This window comes from Geobacillus thermopakistaniensis, assembly GCF_000498995.1.
Classification (GTDB): domain Bacteria; phylum Bacillota; class Bacilli; order Bacillales; family Anoxybacillaceae; genus Geobacillus; species Geobacillus thermoleovorans.
In genome coordinates this window covers 20166-39456 of sequence record NZ_AYSF01000039.1, presented here as the reverse complement: position 1 = coordinate 39456, position 19291 = coordinate 20166, and the positions used below count along the sequence as shown (strand labels likewise).

General features: G+C 50.6%; 12 protein-coding genes and 1 pseudogene. 1 reads left to right on the top strand and 12 read right to left on the bottom strand.

The features are described from left to right. Window positions 1-92: 92 nt before the first annotated feature. From T260_RS131455 to T260_RS131495, 10 genes and pseudogenes are all read right to left on the bottom strand, one after another. Window positions 93-1760 carry an IS1634 family transposase gene (locus tag T260_RS131455; protein ID WP_023633822.1) on the bottom strand — a complete coding sequence of 556 codons (1668 nt, stop codon included), beginning with the start codon at window positions 1758-1760 and terminating at the stop codon, window positions 93-95. 892 nt (window positions 1761-2652) lie between these two features. Then, window positions 2653-3405: an IS21-like element helper ATPase IstB gene (istB, locus tag T260_RS131460; RefSeq protein ID WP_011230286.1), complete on the bottom strand. Its 753-nt coding sequence runs from the start codon at window positions 3403-3405 to the stop codon at window positions 2653-2655. Next, a complete protein-coding gene (gene istA, locus T260_RS131465; protein WP_011230285.1) occupies window positions 3402-4907 on the bottom strand; it encodes an IS21 family transposase in 1506 nt (501 codons plus the stop codon). Before istA ends, istB begins: the two co-directional genes overlap by 4 nt. A 287-nt stretch (window positions 4908-5194) precedes the next feature. Continuing rightward, a pseudogene (locus T260_RS0120035) lies at window positions 5195-11503 on the bottom strand (DNRLRE domain-containing protein); the annotation flags it as partial. Between the two features lie 691 nt (window positions 11504-12194). Continuing rightward, a complete protein-coding gene (locus tag T260_RS131470; protein ID WP_023633821.1) occupies window positions 12195-12923 on the bottom strand; it encodes a YwiC-like family protein in 729 nt (242 codons plus the stop codon). 5 nt (window positions 12924-12928) lie between these two features. Next, window positions 12929-13159 (bottom strand): molybdopterin converting factor subunit 1, encoded by a 231-nt coding sequence (gene moaD, locus T260_RS131475; protein ID WP_023633820.1) that lies wholly within the window; start codon window positions 13157-13159, stop codon window positions 12929-12931. Continuing rightward, window positions 13156-13623 carry a molybdenum cofactor biosynthesis protein MoaE gene (locus T260_RS131480; protein WP_021321986.1) on the bottom strand — a complete coding sequence of 156 codons (468 nt, stop codon included), beginning with the start codon at window positions 13621-13623 and terminating at the stop codon, window positions 13156-13158. Before T260_RS131480 ends, moaD begins: the two co-directional genes overlap by 4 nt. Next, the gene (gene mobB, locus T260_RS131485; protein WP_023633819.1) at window positions 13620-14120 is read right to left on the bottom strand and encodes a molybdopterin-guanine dinucleotide biosynthesis protein B; all 501 of its coding nucleotides are present in this window, start codon (window positions 14118-14120) and stop codon (window positions 13620-13622) included. Before mobB ends, T260_RS131480 begins: the two co-directional genes overlap by 4 nt. Then, a complete protein-coding gene (locus T260_RS131490; RefSeq protein WP_023633818.1) occupies window positions 14117-15376 on the bottom strand; it encodes a molybdopterin molybdotransferase MoeA in 1260 nt (419 codons plus the stop codon). The genes mobB and T260_RS131490 overlap by 4 nt, the downstream gene beginning before the upstream one ends. A gap of 49 nt (window positions 15377-15425) precedes the next feature. Continuing rightward, a complete protein-coding gene (locus T260_RS131495) occupies window positions 15426-16382 on the bottom strand; it encodes a methyl-accepting chemotaxis protein (protein ID WP_023633817.1) in 957 nt (318 codons plus the stop codon). Between the two features lie 286 nt (window positions 16383-16668). Between T260_RS131495 and ric the strand changes: the two genes are divergently transcribed. After that, window positions 16669-17376, top strand: a complete 708-nt coding sequence (gene ric, locus T260_RS131500) for an iron-sulfur cluster repair di-iron protein (RefSeq protein WP_023633816.1) — start codon at window positions 16669-16671, stop codon at window positions 17374-17376. 87 nt (window positions 17377-17463) lie between these two features. Here ric and moaA read toward each other — a convergent pair whose 3' ends face one another. Both moaA and modB read right to left on the bottom strand, forming a co-directional pair. After that, a complete protein-coding gene (gene moaA / locus T260_RS131505; RefSeq protein ID WP_023633815.1) occupies window positions 17464-18489 on the bottom strand; it encodes a GTP 3',8-cyclase MoaA in 1026 nt (341 codons plus the stop codon). A gap of 54 nt (window positions 18490-18543) precedes the next feature. Continuing rightward, window positions 18544-19206 carry a molybdate ABC transporter permease subunit gene (modB, locus tag T260_RS131510; RefSeq protein WP_023633814.1) on the bottom strand — a complete coding sequence of 221 codons (663 nt, stop codon included), beginning with the start codon at window positions 19204-19206 and terminating at the stop codon, window positions 18544-18546. Window positions 19207-19291 lie beyond the last annotated feature (85 nt).

Here is a 19291-nt window from a genome sequence, read left to right as displayed (position 1 = left end):
CCCGAGTTCGACAGTCACTAGGCAAACAAAATGCCTCTCGCCCCTTGATACAAAAGGGATCGGAGGCATTTGGGCACACTTCGGGCGTGTATCTAGGTGCGAGGGTGGATGCCTAGAATCTTTGGAGGAGGTTCCAGCCCTAGAGCCGCAAGGAATAGCGCTTGTTTGGCCGTCAGTTCGGTTCGTTGATAAAGGTCGCCGTTTTTTGAAGAAAAATGTCCAAGCATGAGACGCTCGCATTCGTCTCTTACTTTCGGCCACGATTCATGAGTTCGGATCTCCACGATCCGAACCAGCAAGAGAGCCAGCCAACTGAGCAGCACATGCGCCCGGATACGGTCTTCCAAGCGATGATACATGGGGCGCAGCTCGAGTGTTGATTTCAACGTCCGAAAGGCCTGCTCGATATCCACCAGTTGCTTATACCCGAGCGCGACATCCTCGGCAGACAAGGTGTCATCGGAGGTTCGGATGAGATATTTGCCATCGTACTTTTCCGCTTCACGAACCGCTTGCTTGTCGATGCGAAGCGTTCCATCCTTCAATTGACGCAAGTATTTTCCGTAGGACGGATGGGAACGCAGCCGGCAGGTGGCCTTATGATGAGCTTCATTGGGGAGTTGGCGAAGCCCCTCCAACTCCTCTTTCAGCGATTCGAGCAGCTTTTCCCGTTCCTTGCGTTGGCGTTCGGCTTCGCTGGGATTGTACACGAGAACATAGCGCTGACGCGCTTCTCCGTCGCCCACGATGATTTCTTTGATATGCAAGTTCTCGCGAACTTGTTGGTAGCGCCCGCGACGGTTTAGGGCCTCTTCGACGGCGGCTTTGCCGGACCGCATTTTTTCGCCGACAATGTAGTGTCCCCCGGCCTGTTGCAAGATTCGCAAATTCTCTTCAGACGAAAATCCGCGGTCCATCACGCTGATCACACGCCCAAGCTTCCAGCCAATCAAGTCTTGTTTCACCTGTTTGATGACCGTCATATCCATCGTATTGCCAGGCCATACCCAAGCGCGAATGGGGACTCCTTCCCGGGTGACGGCCAGTCCAATGACGATTTGGACCAAATCGGGACGCTTATCTTTGGAAAACCCCTGCTTTCGAAGCGATTCTCCTTCTGGTGTTTCGGATGGATCCACTTCGAAGTACGACGAAGTCGTATCAAAGTAAATCAAATCGACTTCCAGGTTCAATAAATCGGCCACGGCATGGAACACTTGGCGTTCCAATTCCGGCTGCACAGCCAGCAGCTCATCCATCGCCCGGTACAACTGGTGGCTGGCGACTTGGGGAAGATGAGGGATATGCACGTCTTTCTCCACCCACTCCTCCATCGCCAACTTGCTTGACGGATGAAGGGCACGATTCGCCACCATGGCAAAAATCAGCCGTTCCAACGGAATCTGATGATGTCGGGAGGCAAACAAGGAGTGGAGAATCTCTCCCAATCCCAGTTGTCTCCAGAGCTGATCCAAAAGCCAAGCGCCACCAAGGCGTTTGCTTGATTGAAACTGAAAGTCATCCGACACTTCTCCTGTCAACGTCTCGATTTCCCAAGCCTGCTCAGGAGAAAGGAATCGCGAAATGCTTTTGGCCAGACGCTCCAAGACAGCGCGATCCACCTCGTCTTCGCGCCCAAACGAATAAATCACCTTCGCTTTCGCATATTTGGCCTTCGGATCCCATTCGTTGTGAGCAAGCTGGAGATACGCCACGGTCGTTCCATCTTTGTTTTTGCGTGTTACTCGCCGTATGTACATGCCTATATTATAACCGATATTCAGCTGTTTTAAAAGTTAAAATAAACAAGTCGTGTGCCTATGAAATTCAGTGTTTTTTTCTAGGATCCGCATCGCGAAATCTTTGATATAACAGCATTTTGGCCATTTTCATTTGCCTAAAATGGCCTCAAAACTGTCGAACTCGGGNTTTAAAAGTTAAAATAAACAAGTCGTGTGCCTATGAAATTCAGTGTTTTTTTCTAGGATCCGCATCGCGAAATCTTTGATATAACAGCATTTTGGCCATTTTCATTTGCCTAAAATGGCCTCAAAACTGTCGAACTCGGGCTCTTTTCTCCCGAAGAATGAACCCGTCTCGCACGGAAAACAGGCTTTATCCGGCGGCAGCGTTCGTTAACGGCGGAAGCCTTTCTGACTCTCTGTGCATGGGGAGATGGCTCACTGGCAAAACAGTCGCTTCAGCGGTTGTGTGCGGCCTTGACGCTCTGGCATGGATGTTCCCTTTCAAGCGAAGGCTTGAATCAGCGTTTTACCGATCGGGCCGTGGCATTTTTGCGAGAAGTGTTTTTCCTTCTCCTCCTGCATCAACGTCCATTGCTTTTGTCAGCCATGGAGACCTATCGAACTTGTTTTACCCGCCTGCGGATTTTGGACTCAACCAGCTTTTTGGTTCCCGCTGACTATGGGGAAGACTATCGAGGTTCCGTTTTGTCGGGGGTGAAAATTCAGTTTGAATATGACTTGTTATCCGGCGTGTTTTTTGCAAGCAAAAAATGCAGAGAAGTGCAAGAAAAAATACATAGGCTTGCCAGCTCAAGACTTAAGGTTCCAGACCGGAGGCANGTGTTTTTTGCAAGCAAAAAATGCAGAGAAGTGCAAGAAAAAATACATAGGCTTGCCAGCTCAAGACTTAAGGTTCCAGACCGGAGGCAGAGGACGGCTGGATCGCGGAGAGAGCGTTCCGCAGTCGATAGCTCTCTCCCGTAAAGGCCAAGATGTGGGCGTGGTGAACCAAGCGATCCACCAACGCTGCCGTCAAACGGTTGTCCCCAAACACCCGATTCCACTGTCCAAATTCTAGATTCGATGTCACCATGACGCTTTTTCGCTCGTAACAGTCGGCGATAATATGAAACAACAGTTCCGATCCTTGCTTTTGAAACGGCACATAGCCGAGTTCATCCAAAATCAACAGTTCGCATGGGTCGAGGCTTCGTTTCAGCCGTCCGAGCGTGCCGTTTTTCAACGCCTCTTCCAGCTGGGCGACAAGATCCGCGACGCGGAAAAACCGAACCTCATGGCCTTGTTGGCACGCCTGAATGCCAAGTGCTGTGGCGAGATGGGTTTTCCCCGTTCCAGGTGAACCTAAAAGCAGAACGTTTTGCTTTCGCTCCAAAAAGCGAAGGTCACACAGTTCCTCCCTCGATGTCGTGGCTGGCCAATGGATATGACCCGACCATTCGTAATCCTTCAGCCATTTCAACTCCCGAAACTTGGCTTTCTTGATCAGCCGAGCCTGTTTCGCTTCTTGGCGGCACGACAGTTCCAGCGCCAATACATCCCGCAAAAACTGTTCTTTCGTTTCGAATCTCACCTCCTCGAATCGATCTGCGATATAGGCCAAATGCAGCGCTTTACAAATCTCTTTCACCTCTGCTCTCATCTCTGGACACCCCCTTCCCGAGCGGGATGAAGACGTTGATCATACACCGTTAAATCCGTTTCATAGTCGATTAGAACGGAAGGGGTGTATGATTCTTCCCACTTGTCCGGGTAATAGGAGTGCTTCGCTTCCATCAACACGCCGATTTCATGAGGAGCCAAGTCCCATCGCTGACTCTCCTCGAGCCACTGGGCGATTTCGTAAAGCGTGTGCCGATCCAACAGCGCTCGCAGTCCTTTCAAACGGGCCACCACCTGGGGCGGGGGGCCAGCCAGATACGTTCGGATCGCCTCCGGCAAGTACGTCCGGTAGCGGGAATGTCCGACAACCCGGGGTTTGGTCTCCCACTCAGCGAAAATCTCTTTCCAAGGGATTTCGCGTTTCACGTTCGTATACGGCCTGGGCGCTTCAAGATGGACGTCTCCATCGGAAGAGAACACAACGAAACGATTCCATTCTTTCTTCACCAACACCCGGTTGGGGACGGACAGGCCATGGACGACGAACGCCTTCCCATCCACCATCACTTCTCCGTACTTATTCACGTAAGCGTGATCGAGGGAGAAGATCGGAAGATCTTGTTCCGGCAACGCCAACAGCTCCGGTTGCTCTTCCTGCCATAGTTCCTCGATCCACCGCCCCTTTTCATAATGAGGACGGTTTCGGTCCTCGACCATCTTGCGATGCAGCCACTCCACCAGCTCCGGATCCGACTCCATCAATGGAGCGGGGATGAAACAAAGGTTGCGAGTGTAATAGACTTTTCGCTCCGCATTTCCTTTCTCATGTCCACTGTATGGATTGCACACTTGTACATCAAACCGATAGTAGAGTTGAAATTTCTCAAAAGCCTCGGTGAATCGGCGTTCTCCCCCTTTTCGAATCGACACAATGGCCGCGGACAAATTGTCAATGCGCAATGCCTTTGGCACTCCCCCAGCCTGACGAAACAGCTGCGTCAACCCATGGAGGAAGCATTCACTGTTTTCCGCCGGCAGCGGATAAGCAAACGCAGCGTTGCTATAGGGAAAGCTCATGATCAAAACCGATCGCTCTTCTTCCTTCCCCTCCTTCGTCACAACCGTCATCTTCCCGAAATCCACCTGCGCCTCGCCTGGCGGGTGCTCCAGTCGTTCATAGCGCTGTTCTTTCTCGAGCTTGAGCTGCGGTCTTCGTTTTTGCACGTACGCGCAAACGGTGCGATACGAGCCTTGAAATCCATGGTCACGACAAAGCGCTTCAAACATCGTCTTGTTCGTTCGCCGTTGTTTTCTCGGCAGTTTGGCATCCTCCTCCAACCAGTCATCAATGATTTGCCCGTACCCTTCTTCCTCCATCATCCCCTTTTTGCGTTTGATGGTTGGTTGGACAGAAATGTCTCCATCTGCGTATTTCTTGACCGTTCTCCAGTTATATCCCGTTTCACGGGAAATTTCCGCAATCGATAACCCTTTCTTTTCACGCAGTTTTCTGATACGATTAATTTCGGGCATTGCCAGCATCCTTTCGCTCCTCCACTGTTTGGTTATGTGTTCACAACTTCCACAGTAGAGGAAATGTTAGAGGCTGGCAAGCCTTTTTTCTTTGCCTTCAGCTCTGCACTTTTCGTTGCAGAACTCTGTATTTTTATTTTGCAATAAACANGCATCCTTTCGCTCCTCCACTGTTTGGTTATGTGTTCACAACTTCCACAGTAGAGGAAATGTTAGAGGCTGGCAAGCCTTTTTTCTTTGCCTTCAGCTCTGCACTTTTCGTTGCAGAACTCTGTATTTTTATTTTGCAATAAACACGCAAACCCAGCGTTAACCGCAAACCAGAAGAAATGCCCATCCGGATCCACCAACATTACTGGGTTGTTGTTCGCGTACGTATAGCCGTTCTGTGTCAAGATGTCATCCGCATCGCCTGGGTCGGGGTCGAGCGACAAGAACACGCCATGCGTTGGATGATAGTACCGGGCGATCAGATAGTACAGACCCGTTTCTTGGTCATATTGGTACCCCGCATATCGGTATGGATTTTCGTCCGCCAATGCGCCGGATTGGGAAAGAATGTTCCCCCACGCATCGTATTGATAGCGGGCAACAATGTTTCCTTGTTCATCCGTCAGGGCGATCACGTCGCCATGGGCGTTATAGTGGTAAAAATACGTGGCGTTGCCTTTTTTCATGGCAAGGAGTTGCCCATTTTCTCCGTATATATATGATCTTACCACATTTCCACTCGCATCGGTTTCGTACAGAACGTTTAGGCTGTCGCCTTGGTAATGATAGTTCGTAACGACGCCATTGACAGTCTTTTGAATGCGCCGGCCGTCTTCATCGTATTGGTACGTCACAAACGGCGTGCTTTCGCCTTTTCTTGTGATGGAGACGAGCTGATCCGCTTCGTTCCATTCATATTGATACTGACCGTCTTCCAATCGGTTGCCGTTGGCATCATATGTGATCGATTCGTTTCCAAAACGAATGAGCTGATTGGCAGCGTTATAATCGGCATTGGTCGTCGTCGACTGCCCATCCTTTGTTTTCACGACTTTCGTCCGGTTGCCAAATCCGTCATACGTATACTCGATCTTCGTTCCGTCTGGCAGCTGTTCTTCCACTAGTTGATCGAGCGCGTCGTAGTGATAAACGATCGTCTCTCTCGTTGGGTACTCAATTTTTGTCCGGTTGCCGTTTTCATCGTAACGGTACGTTTCCGATACAATTTCTGTTCCGTCCGCCGTACCGACCGAAAGACTTTCCACGAGGCCGCGGTCATCATACCTAAAGGTCGAGCCGGCTCCATTTTCTGTCGTGAAGGTGCGAACGTTTCCTCTCTCGTCATAGTCAAAGCGGTACGTATACGTTCCGTCTTGGACGACTGTATTTTGATCCAAGGCATTGTATTGGTATGTGACTGTTTGGCTAAACGATCCATGGGAGAACATAAACTGTTGTAATTTATCCGATGTCGTCGGATAGGTCCACTTTTGTAATCCTCCGCGGTCGGATTGTTCAATGACACGATTCGCGGAATCAAATTTTCTTGTCTTGGTCGTACCGTCTTTTACATATTGTACAGAAAGTTCGTTTCCGTTTTTGTCGTAACTAAATTCGTAATACGGAACGTTGTTGTAAGAAATCGTTTTGACCCTTTCCGTTCCGTCATACGTCCATTGAATCGTGTTTCCTTTCGGCAAAACCGTTTTGATTTTATTTCCATTGGCATCATATTCATTCGTTGTCACATCATGGAGCGGACCAACGGTTTTCACGAGTTTGCCGGCCGCATCATAAGAATAGGCAAATGTTTGAGACTGGCCGTCGCTGGTTCGAATGACTTTTGAAGTCATATTGCCATTTAAGTCATAATCGTAGTTGACGGAAGTGCCGTTCGCTAACAACAGCTGTTTTAAGCGATCCGATAAATCATACGTGTACTCTTTTTTGTTTCCTTTCTTATCGTACTCGCTTAATAGATTCCCAACGGCATCATAATTCTTTTTCGCCACATAGCCTTCTTCATCCACTTCTTCCGTGACGTAATTTCCGCTGGCATCGTACTTGTTTTTCGTCACCACGTTTCCTTCCATGAGCCGGATCGCGTCAAACCATACCGTTCCCGTGTAATTGCCGCGGAAGACAGCGGATATNTTGTTTTTCGTCACCACGTTTCCTTCCATGAGCCGGATCGCGTCAAACCATACCGTTCCCGTGTAATTGCCGCGGAAGACAGCGGATATGTCGATTTTATCAATTGGCTTGGAAGGTTGAATCGAAACGGCGGCACGGTTCCAATCTTGATTGCCAGCAGGGAAATCCGCAGTATACGTTTGGGTCGTTCCATCCACAAAGTATACTTTAGCCGTAATGGAATAATCGCTTGGGCTCACTGTGCCACTGGCTTTGACATCCTGCGCTTTCGATACACCGGTGAGCGTAAGATTAATTGGTGCATCACCAGATGTTTGGCCAACGATGATGGTCTGCTTATACTCACTTGCCGATTGCGTGGTGCTTGTTCTAGATATTTTTAGTGAGTACCCTCCATCAAATGATTGCGTAGAATCTACGCTTCCTCCTGTTCCACTCCAATTCGTGGTGGTTCCTTCAAAACTACTATTTACAACTGGGTTGTAGCTGGAAGAAACCTGCGCTTCTTCCAATTGAACATTATCAAACCAGGCTTCTCCGGAAGCATCTGGAGACTTATGATCGACCTCTAAATAGACGCGAATTTTGGCTGCATTCGAAGGAGTAGTAAATGTAACTTGCCGCTCTGTCCAAGGTCTTGTGCCTGTAAGTTGGCTATAACGATGATCCGCCCAAGAAATCGTTTGATTTTGACTATTCAGGAATTGAACATTGAAAAAGGCATTGGCTTTGGTTAAATTCGTTTTGATCTTCCCGCTTAACGTATAGGTGGTATTCGGTTTCACCGCGATTTCTTGGGTAGCCGCTACATAGCCAAGTTCTGTGTTAGGAGAAGTAGAGTCGGCGACGATTTTTAATGTTTTTCTCCCTGTCAATCCATTATAGACATTCGTGTCTTCCTGTAATTGCCCAGTATCATAATGACTGAGCAGATTCCAAGCTGTGATTCCTTGTTCAAAGCCGCTATTAGAGAGCAAATTCGTGGCACTGCCTAATGTATCGCTTTCTTCAATGATATTCCCATAGGCATCATACTTCGATACAGAAGACGTTTTTCCGGATTGATCCGTTTCGGATACAGGATTTAAGCCATCATAGGCAATCGTGGTTGTATCGCCTTCCGTATCTGTCATGGAGATGACATCATTATTTTTGTTATACTCGTATGTTTCCGTACCATAACTATCTTTCGCCGTTAACACATTCCCCTTGGCGTCATACGTATATGATTCAGTAGGATTCGCTGCATTTTGATCATTCGGATCCCGTGATTCTACTAGATTATTTCCCTCATAAACATAGCTTGTCGTAATGTTTAAACCATCTACGTCTTCGATAATTTGAATTGGGTTCGCTGCTTCATTAAATTTATACTGAATTTTACGGCCATTCGGTTGCGTTACGACAAGTTGTCGTTTTGTTTGGTCATAGTTCATCGTATAGATGCGGTTTTCAGGATCAATCGCTTGGCTTAGCCTGTCGCCATTATAAATGAACTGATTAACGACCGGTTTTTCTTCCGTATGCGTCGGTTCCAATACTTTCTCTAACCGACCAAGTTCATTATATTGGTATCTCGTTACTTCCCCGCCCGTCTGGGTTACTTTTGTTAACAAGTCGTTGTTATACTCATACGTGATGGTCCGGTTTATTGGGTCGGTAACTTTCTGGATTCTTCCGCTTGCGGTGTACTCGATGCTCAGTTTTCTGCCCGACGCATCCGTAATCGACACGAGCTTTCCGTTAGAATAACTATAGGTAGTGGCATTCCCATGTCCATCCACGATTTTCGTTAGCTTGCCATCACTTTTTTGAAAGTAGATTTTCGTTTGATCTTTTGTCGTTAGGATATATTCATCGGTTGTTTCGCTTAACTCCAAGTAAACACCTGTCGGGGCTTTATACGTGCCGTCGGATAATTTTGTGAAGATATGGAGCGTGCCATCTTCATCCGTCAATCTTGCTTCATTTCCTTGGGCCACGATGTTCATTTCCGCATCGCTATGCCATCCTTTTCCAAACAATCCAACCGATGTGGATAAACTATTGTAGGTTCTCGTAATTCCAAGCCCCGGTCCTCTTCCGGAAATCGAAACATCGTCTTCGTCTATAATCAGATTGCCGGTAGCGGCATTCACGCTGCCATACGGAACATCAATGATGGACCAGTACTCTTCTTTTCCTAAATACTCATTCGCCTCCGGAATGTTCACCGTCAAGGCATTGCTGGAAAATACCGTTTCCCCATCCGCATTGTAGGCGCTGAGTCGGAAGTAGTAATTGGTGCTTGTGGCGTATTTTGTCCCCATTTTCGCATACATGGGGGAAGGATCTTTCGGAAGTTCCAATCCTTGTCCATCATGATGCAGCGTTAAGGTGCTGGAATCCCCTTGTTGGATTTCCTCCGGCGTTGGCCAAATTCCTTTGTTTTGCGTCGTCCAATGGTCCACGTCTCCTACATCAAATGCTTCATAGTAAAGTCCATTGAAAATCCACACTTTATACCCTGTCGCTCCAGGAATCTTATCCCAGTTTAACATGACATAGCCAGAGTTGCTCCCCGATTGATTGCTGTAAGCAAACCCCGAAGGCGCTGGCGGCACTCGCAAATCCGGAATACGAGGCATATACGCATCCGAAAAGACGGTTTCCCCTTGAGAGTTATAGGCACTTACTCGAATCCAGTAGTTGGCAGCCGTTGCGTATTTTGTTCCTGCATTGGCATAGACCGGAGACGGGTCAACGGCTAATTCTGCGCCAAGACCATCGTTTACATGCAACTTATATCTACCTGCTTGAATTTCCGTGGAGGTTGGCCAATACTTTTTGTTTTTCGTTGTCCAAGAAGTGACGTTCCCGACATCTAGCGATTCATAGTAGGAGCCATTAAAAATCCAGATTTTATACCCCGTCGCTCCACTCACAGGATTCCATTTGAAATCGATATATCCTGTTCCATTTCCGTTTGTATAACTTACCCCCGTCGGAGCAGATGGTTTCGCCAAATCCGGAATGGTCGGCATATACGCACCGGACATGGCGCTTTCGCCTTGAGGAAAAATCGCACTGACTCGGAACCAGTAGTTCTTGCTGTTTGGATAACTTCCTCCTGAATTTCGATAGACCGGGGAAGGATCGACAGCAAGCTCCGTCCCTAACTGATCTTGGTGCAAGTCGTATCTTCCAGCGCTAATTTCAGAAGGGGTCGGCCAGATTTTTTTCCCCTTTGTACTCCAGGAAGTGACATTGCCTACATCAAACGCTTCATATGATTTCCCGTTATAAATCCAAACCTTATAGCCCGCAGCGCCAGGAACCGGATCCCATGATAAATTGATATATCCTGTGCCATCCCCATTGCTGAAGACCGTTCCTGTTGGCGTATTGGGAACGGGTATCGTATACGTAACAGACAAATATGGTTTATAGCTGCTATTCGTCGTGGAAACGACTTTTTTCCAATACGTTTGTCCATTGCCATTCGTATGAAGTTTCAATCCGTAATTCGGTTTTGTACCAGATGCCCATTCTTTTACCGTATTCGTGACATCAAATTGCGCCCACTGGTCTCTTGCGACATCGACCTTGCCAATGTTGGTGGAGGAAGGTTGATTACTCCATGTTAACGTGCTCGCGGACCATGGACCGTTGACAGCATCTAGCCATAACCCTGTTGGCGTCGTTGCATAGTACGAATGGGTGACATAGACATGGAATGTGGCACTCGTCACGTTCATATTTTTGATGCTCGATAGATCTGGGTTCAAAAAGCCATAGCAAGTGCCTGTTGTTCCATCATAATAACCCACTTTCAAAACGTATTGTCCCTGTGCAGAGTCCCACTTGCTTGATGAGGAACTATAGTTGGTTGTGGGATAGGCGCTCATCACAAATGCATCGGCAGACACCTGAATGGAAGTGCTCGGATCAATATAAACAGGGTATACACGTTTAGGATCCTTCAGCCAATCAGGGTCGGCTTTGACCGTTAAAATATATCCTTGATCATCCTGTTGTAATTCATACGTTACATTCTCTGAGCGCTGCACCTCGCCAGAGTGTTCATCGACATTCGAATCCACCATAAACGGCTTCGGCAGTTCAAACACCTTTTCATGTTCTTGATTTGTCAATAAAATGGAGCCATCGTCTTGAATGTCTGCTTGCAAATCCGTTTTCAGGCGGAATTTGAAAATATGATAGCCAGCAAACGAATGAAGAACCAAATCTTCTTTTGTTGACTCGTTAAATGCAATATTTTGCAGGTCTATGCTCGGAAAAATGTTTTTGTGAAGAATTTTGTTGTCTTTTTTCTTATAGACGGCGGCAACATCCTTCGCTTTTATCGATTGTACGTCATTACCTGCCGCCTCTAAAATAGAATAGGAAATCGAATATCCATTGTAATGGAAATTGGCGTATTCTCCATCGACCATCTTTTTATAAAAGTTTGTCTCCAAAATGGTATTCTCTGTTTCAACGTAATTCGTACTATTGGTACTATCCGTTAAACTAGAAGATACTTCCTCAAATATTTTTTGTCCCTTTTTCTTCACATGAATAGGCTCAAAGTAAATCTTCTTGGTAAACGTGCCATCGCCGTTGTAGTAAACCTTTGTATTCTCAGTTCTTTCCTCTATGATTTCCCCTGGCTTGAGATCACGTTTCAGAGCTTCCGGCACCTTTGGCGGCCCCTCTTTTGGCGCCACACGGTCAACCCCTGATCGGATCGTTTCGGCAAGCCCCTTTGTCGGGACGCTTGACATCACTAAAGCCCATACGACCATCCAAACCAACCATCGTCGCAAACGAATGTTTCTCATATGCTCTCCTTCCCGATTTCCATTACTTTTACAATCAAATTGTATCTTTCCTGCTCCCTGCCATCCATCATTTTCGACAGACAAAGTTCGACATGGCTTTGGGCTGGAACGTCTATAATCCTAATAATGAATGTTGAGATGTTTCCCTTTTTTATTTATTTGAGAACGAGCATAGAAGAAGAGGTAGGCTTTTGAAACGACCCTTTGCAAAACCGTTACAAGGAATTCATGCCCATTTCACATCATGCTTGTGCAATGAAAAAGCAATACCGCCTAACCAAAAGAAAAAACCCCAAACGGTCATGGATGCCTCCCGTTTGGGGTTCGCTCAAGAGTAGAGCACGATCATCGCGATGAAAAAGTACGCCGCGTTGGCGATTTCCAGCATGCCAAGTTTCATGATCGGCAGCGACTTGCCGTATAAATAGACGGCGCGGATGACGCTCGGCGCGTAGGCCAAGACGGCGAACGGCTCGCCGATGGCGATGAGGCCGACGATCAACAGGGCGTGGTAGCCCCATGACAGCCATTTGTACCGCTCGTTTTTCTTTTCGCGAATCATCGTTTTTACGTAAAACGTGCTGCCGATGAAAAAGAGGAAGGAAAACAGGGCGAGTTCAAACGCTTCGATCGTCAACGCCCCGCGTCCGGCGTAAAAGGCGGCGAGGCCGCCGATGCAAAACGCCGCGATGGCGGCTACATCATTCCAAAAGGCGCGATCGTTCTTTTTCTTGCTGTAGTACGTGTTCACCAAGAAAAACGGCACCATGGCGAGCCCGAAGTAGAAAAGCGCCGGCTGTTGCCAAAGAGAGACGGCAAGCGCCGCGGCGGCGATGGCGCCATAGCGGGCGGCGGCGGGCACGTACGGCTCTTTCCGCTTCGTTTTCACCGCCATCAAGAGCGGATACGTCGCCAAATAGAGCGCAAGCCAGGCGACAAAGAGCGGCGCGTGAATCCACGAAAGCCCACCGGCGTACGCCCCGAGCCAAAACGGGATGATGAGCATCGCCCAGGCGCCGTGTTGTTTTGGCATCACCCATTTGCTTTTGTTCGCCATCCGTCTCATCCTCCGCTTACCGGTGGAATAAAGGCGACCGTGTCGCCGGCGTGAAGCGGCGCTTCGTCGCGGACATACTCCTCGTTGACCGCTGTCATGACGCGCCCGAGCGAGATGCCGTAGCGCTCTTCCACTTCGTCTTTCAGTTTTTTCACCGTTTCCGGAACATTCGGCCACATCACTTCCCGCTCGCCGATTTGCTCGCCCAAATGGGCGAAAAACAATAGACGGATCATTCCTCTTTCACCTCCGGTTTTCCGGACGGATACGCCGTTGTTTCCAACTGGTCGCCCACCCAGGCGCTTCCGTCCTCCCATTGCTCTTTTTTCCAAATCGGCACGATTTGCTTGATCCGCTCAATGGCATAGCGGTTCGCCTCATACGCTTCGGCGCGGTGCGGCGAGGAAACCGCGATGACGACGGCGATGTCGCTGATCTTAAGCCGCCCGATCCGGTGGGTGATGGCGGTTTTCGCCCCTGGCCATTTCTCCGCAATTTCCGCCCCGATTTGCGCGAGCATTTTCTCGGCCATCGACACGTACGCCTCATATTGCAAAAAGAGCGTCCTCTTGCCGTTCGTCCATTCGCGCACCGTGCCGGCAAAGACAGCGACCGCCCCCGCCTCCGGACGCATCACTTTTTTCATCACATCCTCGACCGAAATCGGCCGGTCGGTAATGGCAAACAACGGTTCTGTCATGTTCGTGTTCTCACCTCGTTCATGAGCCATGGAATATATTCGTCATCATCGGCCAGCGAAAACACCGGGTGCGCTAGCGGCCCTTCGAGCGGCTCCCAGGCGATGACGGCGCGGATGTTGGCGAGGTGCTGAAGCGACGCCCAATCTTCCTCGGAGCGCACGAGCACGACTTTCGGATGCGGCGCCTGCTTATAGCCTTCGACCAGCACGAGATCGAGCCGAAGCGGCGCATAAAGCGCCAACACATCATCCAACCGCCACAACGGGCGGCGGAGATGAAGCTGCAAAAGCCCGTCCCCTTCCACCGCCGTTGCCACCGCCCCGGCCCGCTCATGGCGGACGGAATCGACGCCTTCCGGCCGCGCGGGCTCGCCGCCATGGCCGTGGTGCTTCACCGTCCCGACGCGCCATCCTTCCCGGACAGCGGCCGCCACCCATTTTTCCATAAGCGTCGTTTTGCCGCTATGTTTATAGCCGACGACTTGCCAGACGTTCATTCGCTTGACCCCTCATCGTCATCCAAAAGCCACACTTCCACCTCATCGCCAACCGCAAACCCTCTCGTTCCGCCCGGCAGCACCATCAAGGCGTTCGCAAAGGCAAGCGAGGTGACGATGTTCGACTTGTCCATGCCGACCGGCTTCACGACAAGCCGACCGTCAACCGCCTCGACCCGGCTGCGCACGAAGCGGGTGAACGGGTTCGGCTTCGGAAAATCGGCGCCAAGGGTGGCTTTCGCTTTTTTCAAATACGGCTTGGCCGAAAACAGCCGCGTGCGCACGACCGGGCGGACGAACAGCTCATACCCGACGTAGCACGCCGACGGGTTTCCGGATAGACCGAACAGCAGCTTGCCATCAATCTCGGCGACGGTCGTCACGCTCCCCGGGCGCATGGCGATTTTGTTAAACAACACGTTCGCTCCGAGCCGCTTGTAAATGGCGGGCAAATAATCGAAATCCCCGACCGAGACGCCGCCGGTCGTAATGAGCATGTCCACTTGATCGAGCGCCTGGCGCACAGCGTGAAAACACGCATCGAGGTCGTCGGCGAGCTGGCCCAAATAAATCGGCTCGGCGCCGCTTTTGAACACCTGCGCCTCGATCATGTAGGCGTTGCTGTTGCGGATTTTTCCCGGCACAAGCGGTTCAGAGACGTCGAGCAGTTCGCTTCCAGTCGCAAAAATGCCAATCCGCGGCTTTTTCGCCACCTTCACTTCGGCGTAGCCGAACGTCGCCAAGAGCGCCGCCACCCCGGGATTGATGCGCGTTCCTTTTTCGACAAGCGGCTGCCCTTTTTTCGCATCTTCCCCTTGAAACGAAATGTTGTCGCCAGGGCGGAACGGGCGTTTAATGGCCATATACGTTTTTCCATCCCGCTCGTACTGTTTGGCGAGCTCCAACATGACGACCGCATCGCATCCTTGGGGAATTTGCGCCCCGGTCATCAAGCGCACCGCTTGAAACGGGCCGACGGGCTGCTTCGCCACTTGCCCGGCGCCGATCGTTTCAATGACTTCAAACTCGACCGGATGGTCAAGTCCCGCTCCTTCCGAGTCGGCGGCGCGAATGGCAAATCCGTCATACGGCGAGCGGTCAAACGGCGGCACGTCATGGTCAGCACGCAAATCTTCGGCCAAATAGCGGCCATACGACTGGCGAAGCGGCACTGTTTCCTCTTCTCCCACTCCGGCATAACGCATCACCCGATCGATCGCTTCCGATACAGGAATCGGGGTTCGTCTTTCGACCATCTCTCTCTCTCCTTTCGATCATACGGCTGGCGGCAACCATATCGTTCTTTCAACGTTGTTGCCATTGTTGCAGCTGTTTTATGCCTTCTGCCAACTTTTCATCAACGACGCTCGCATCGGCAATATGCCGCAAAATCATCTCCCGCGTTTCGCCAAACAAAGCGGCGGACTGTTCGAGCTCTTTCCTCACTTTATCCGCATAGCGGTATTGTTCCTGAATATAGTTTAGCACGTCTTGGGCTCGATTTTCGACTTGATCGATCAGCTCCATCATCGCCGACCATTTGCGAGCTGTATGGATGCTCATTTGGACAACCGTTTCGATCAAAGATGAAATGGCTTCCGTTTGCTCTAGCGACCGCTCGATTTCCTGCTGCACGGCATCGGTTAGCTGGTGAATCGTTTCCGTGCTGTCCGCCGTATGCTCAGCCAATTTCCTCACTTCAGCGGCGACGACGGAAAACCCTTTGCCATGCTCCCCGGCGCGAGCGGCTTCGATCGAGGCGTTTAACGCGATCAAATTCGTCTGGCCAGCGATTTCTTTGATCACTTTCACAATTTGTTCAATTTCTTGCGAGCGGCCGCGCAACCGATGCATCGCGGCCGATGTCGTTTCCATCTCACTGCCGAGCCGCCCCATCGCCTGCTCCATTTCTTCCGACATGCGGATACCTTCTTTTGCGGCTGCGACCATCTGACCCGCCGTCTCCACCAACGCGTTCCCTTGTTCGCATAAACGATCGGAAATCGCATATGATGACTTGCTGAGCGTACTGACATTATCAACCTTTTCTTTCGTTCGGTCAACCAGCTGGCCTAATACATGGTGTTGCCCGTTGACCACCTCATGCTGGTGAACGATTTCCTGCAACTCCCCGAGCAATCCTGCCACCGTCTCATGAATGGCTTCCTTTTGTCTCGTGAGCTCGTCTTTCATCTCAGCGAGTTGCCGCTCCAGTTCTGTTTTTTCCTCCTCCCACTGCCTTCCCTTCACCAACGCCCACATATCCGTCTCCCCTTTTCCTTCTCTTGATTGGCTTCTGTTGTCAACACGCTGTATGTTATCTGCTGAACATGTCCGTTCTCATCCACGAAAGCAGACACCGCCTCCGAAAAGGATCAGCAAAAGTCTGCTTTTTTTCATTGTACGATAAAGAAGAAACGTGCTGTTGTGACGTTTATCACATGGATCGATGTCCACTTTTTTTACGCATGTGAGATCCGTCACAACACCTTCGCGGAAAACACGGTATGCTGAAGCTGTAACGATTGGATCAATGGAGGGATGATGAATGGAACAGCGGTTTACTGAACAATCATTGATTGGCGATATTGTTACTCAATTTCCGAAAGCAGCTGATTTGTTTAAAGCGCGGCGCATCGATTTTTGCTGCGGCGGACAGCGTCCGTTAAAAGAAGCGATCGAAGAGCTCGGACTTGATGGCGAAGCGCTTCTTCGCGAGCTGAACACCCTTTACGCGGAAGCGCAAAACAAACCGGCCGGAAACTGGGGCGAAGCGCCGCTAGCCGACTTGGTCGATCATATCATCAACACGCACCACCGCTATTTGAACGAGGAACTGCCGCAGCTCAGCCCGTATGTCACGAAAGTATTGCGCGTACACGGCATGCACCATCCGCATCTTTCCCGCGTGCATAAACTGTTTCATGAGTTAAAAACAGAACTCGAGCAGCATCTCATTAAAGAGGAAACGGGAGCGTTCCCGCTCATTTTGCAATTTGCCGACAACCCATCGCCGGAGAACCGGGAGGCGGTCGAGCGGGCCGTTCGCGAACTGGTCAATGAGCATGATGTCGCCGGTGATTTGATGAAAGAAATTCGTGAAATCACAAACGACTTCACCCCGCCAGAAGACGCGTGCGGCACGTATCGCCTCGTCTACAACCGGCTGGCCGCGCTTGAAGACGATTTGTTTACCCACATCCATTTGGAAAACAACATCCTCTTCCCGCGCGTGTTGGCGGCGGTGAAGGTTTAAAGGAAGAAAGACGCCGATTCGCACTTCCGAAAACATAAACCAAAAACGGGATCGCTTCTTTTATGAAAAGAGCGCTCCCGTTTTTCTTCATCCCCCAATATACGACATTTCAATTTTCGGGCGCTGTTTCGCTGTCTCTGCCGTCCGTTCTTCTGAATAGCGGTCTGTCCGCTCGCTCCAGATGGCGGCGATCAGCGCCTTCAGCTCTTCTTTCCCCGCGCCGGCGCGCAGTTTGTCTTTCAACGACACGCCCTCAGAAGCAAACAAACACGTGTACAGCTTGCCATCGGCGGAAATGCGCGCCCTCGTGCAGCTCCGGCAAAACGTTTCCGTCACCGAGGCGATAAAGCCGACTTCTACGTTCGTGCCCGCGTACCGGTAGCGGCTCGCCACTTCGCCGAAGTACGCTTTTTCAACCGGTTCAAGAGGGTGCATGGCGTTGATTTGTTCATACATCTCTTTTTTCGTCACGACATGGGAGTAATCCCAGCCGTTCGTGGTGCCGACATCCATAAATTCAATCAAGCGGAGCGGAATGCCTTGTTCTTTGAAATAGGCCGCCATCGGCACGATTTGCGAGTCGTTCCACCCTTTTTTGACGACCATGTTCACCTTGACGCCGAGCCCCGCCGCCCGGGCGGCTTCGATGCCTTTTAACACCGGGGTGACGCCGACGCCGATGCCGTTCATTTTTCGGAAAATGTCATCATCCAACGCATCCAAGCTGACGTTGACGCGCTTCAACCCGGCTTCTTTCAGCCGCTGCGCCCATTTCACTAAATGGACGCCATTGGTCGTCAAGCCGATATCGCGCAGGCCGGGAATCGCAGACAGCCGCGCAACAAGCGCGTCCAAATCGCGCCTTAAGAGCGGCTCGCCCCCTGTCAGGCGGATTTTTTCGACGCCCAGCTCGACAAAGCATTCCGATAGAAGCGCCATTTCCTCGACCGTCAACAGCTCGCCTTCCGCCAAAAAGCGAAAATTCGGCCCGAACACTTCGGCCGGCATGCAATAGACGCAGCGAAAATTGCATTGGTCGATCACTGATAACCGCAAGTCGCGAAGCGGGCGGGACAGGCGGTCCATGACGTTCGTTCGGTTGCGCTCGCTCATCGCGCTCCCTCCTTTCTGTTTCGTTCGCCGCACGCTGTTGTCAGGCGGCTTTTTTTATTCCCGTAAACGACCGAGTTTCGTCGCAAAGACCAATAAACTGAATGACAATCCGATCGTGACCGCCACCCATGCCCACGCTAACTCCATTCGCCCCGATTCCATGGCCATATAGACGGCGGTCGGGATCGTTTGCGTTTTTCCTGGAATATTGCCGGCAAACATGAGTGTTGCGCCAAACTCCCCGAGGCTGCGGGCAAACGACAGCACTGCCCCGGATAATAACGCGTGTCTGGCAAGCGGCAGCGAAATATGCCAAAAAACTTGGCGCTCATTCGCCCCATCGATGCGCGCCGCCCCTTCAATGGTTGGATCGACCGCTTCGAGCCCGGTTTTGGCCGCCTGATACATGAGCGGGAATGACACGACCACGGCGGCCATCACCGCGGCACCGGGCGTAAACAGTACGGTCGTATGAAATGACGTTTCGATCCACTGGCCGATGGGGCTATGTCGGCCAAACAAGACGACGAGCAAAAAACCGACGACCGACGGCGGCAACACGAGCGGCAACATAAACACCGTCTCCACCACTGTCTTGCCGCGAAACCGGCGGCGCGCCATCCGCCTCGCCGCCGCTGTCCCTAAGACCGCGACAATCAAGCCGGCGAGGAGCGATACTTTGATCGATAACCAAACCGGTGACCAAAACGATGTCATAGGTCAGCCTCTCTTTGTTCCATCTCCATCCTACTATACGAAAACGAGCAGGCAAACGCTGTGACACTGCTCACATTGATTGTAT

Bases quoted from the DNA above. Each gene is read 5' to 3' on its own strand.
- T260_RS131455 (WP_023633822.1), bottom strand. From the start codon at position 1,760: ATGTACATACGGCGAGTAACACGCAAAAACAAAGATGGAACGACCGTG.
- istB (WP_011230286.1), bottom strand. From the start codon at position 3,405: ATGAGAGCAGAGGTGAAAGAGATTTGTAAAGCGCTGCATTTGGCCTAT.
- istA (WP_011230285.1), bottom strand. From the start codon at position 4,907: ATGCTGGCAATGCCCGAAATTAATCGTATCAGAAAACTGCGTGAAAAG.
- T260_RS131470 (WP_023633821.1), bottom strand. From the start codon at position 12,923: ATGGCGAACAAAAGCAAATGGGTGATGCCAAAACAACACGGCGCCTGG.
- moaD (WP_023633820.1), bottom strand. From the start codon at position 13,159: ATGATCCGTCTATTGTTTTTCGCCCATTTGGGCGAGCAAATCGGCGAG.
- T260_RS131480 (WP_021321986.1), bottom strand. From the start codon at position 13,623: ATGACAGAACCGTTGTTTGCCATTACCGACCGGCCGATTTCGGTCGAG.
- mobB (WP_023633819.1), bottom strand. From the start codon at position 14,120: ATGAACGTCTGGCAAGTCGTCGGCTATAAACATAGCGGCAAAACGACG.
- T260_RS131490 (WP_023633818.1), bottom strand. From the start codon at position 15,376: ATGGTCGAAAGACGAACCCCGATTCCTGTATCGGAAGCGATCGATCGG.
- T260_RS131495 (WP_023633817.1), bottom strand. From the start codon at position 16,382: ATGTGGGCGTTGGTGAAGGGAAGGCAGTGGGAGGAGGAAAAAACAGAA.
- ric (WP_023633816.1), top strand. From the start codon at position 16,669: ATGGAACAGCGGTTTACTGAACAATCATTGATTGGCGATATTGTTACT.
- moaA (WP_023633815.1), bottom strand. From the start codon at position 18,489: ATGAGCGAGCGCAACCGAACGAACGTCATGGACCGCCTGTCCCGCCCG.
- modB (WP_023633814.1), bottom strand. From the start codon at position 19,206: ATGACATCGTTTTGGTCACCGGTTTGGTTATCGATCAAAGTATCGCTC.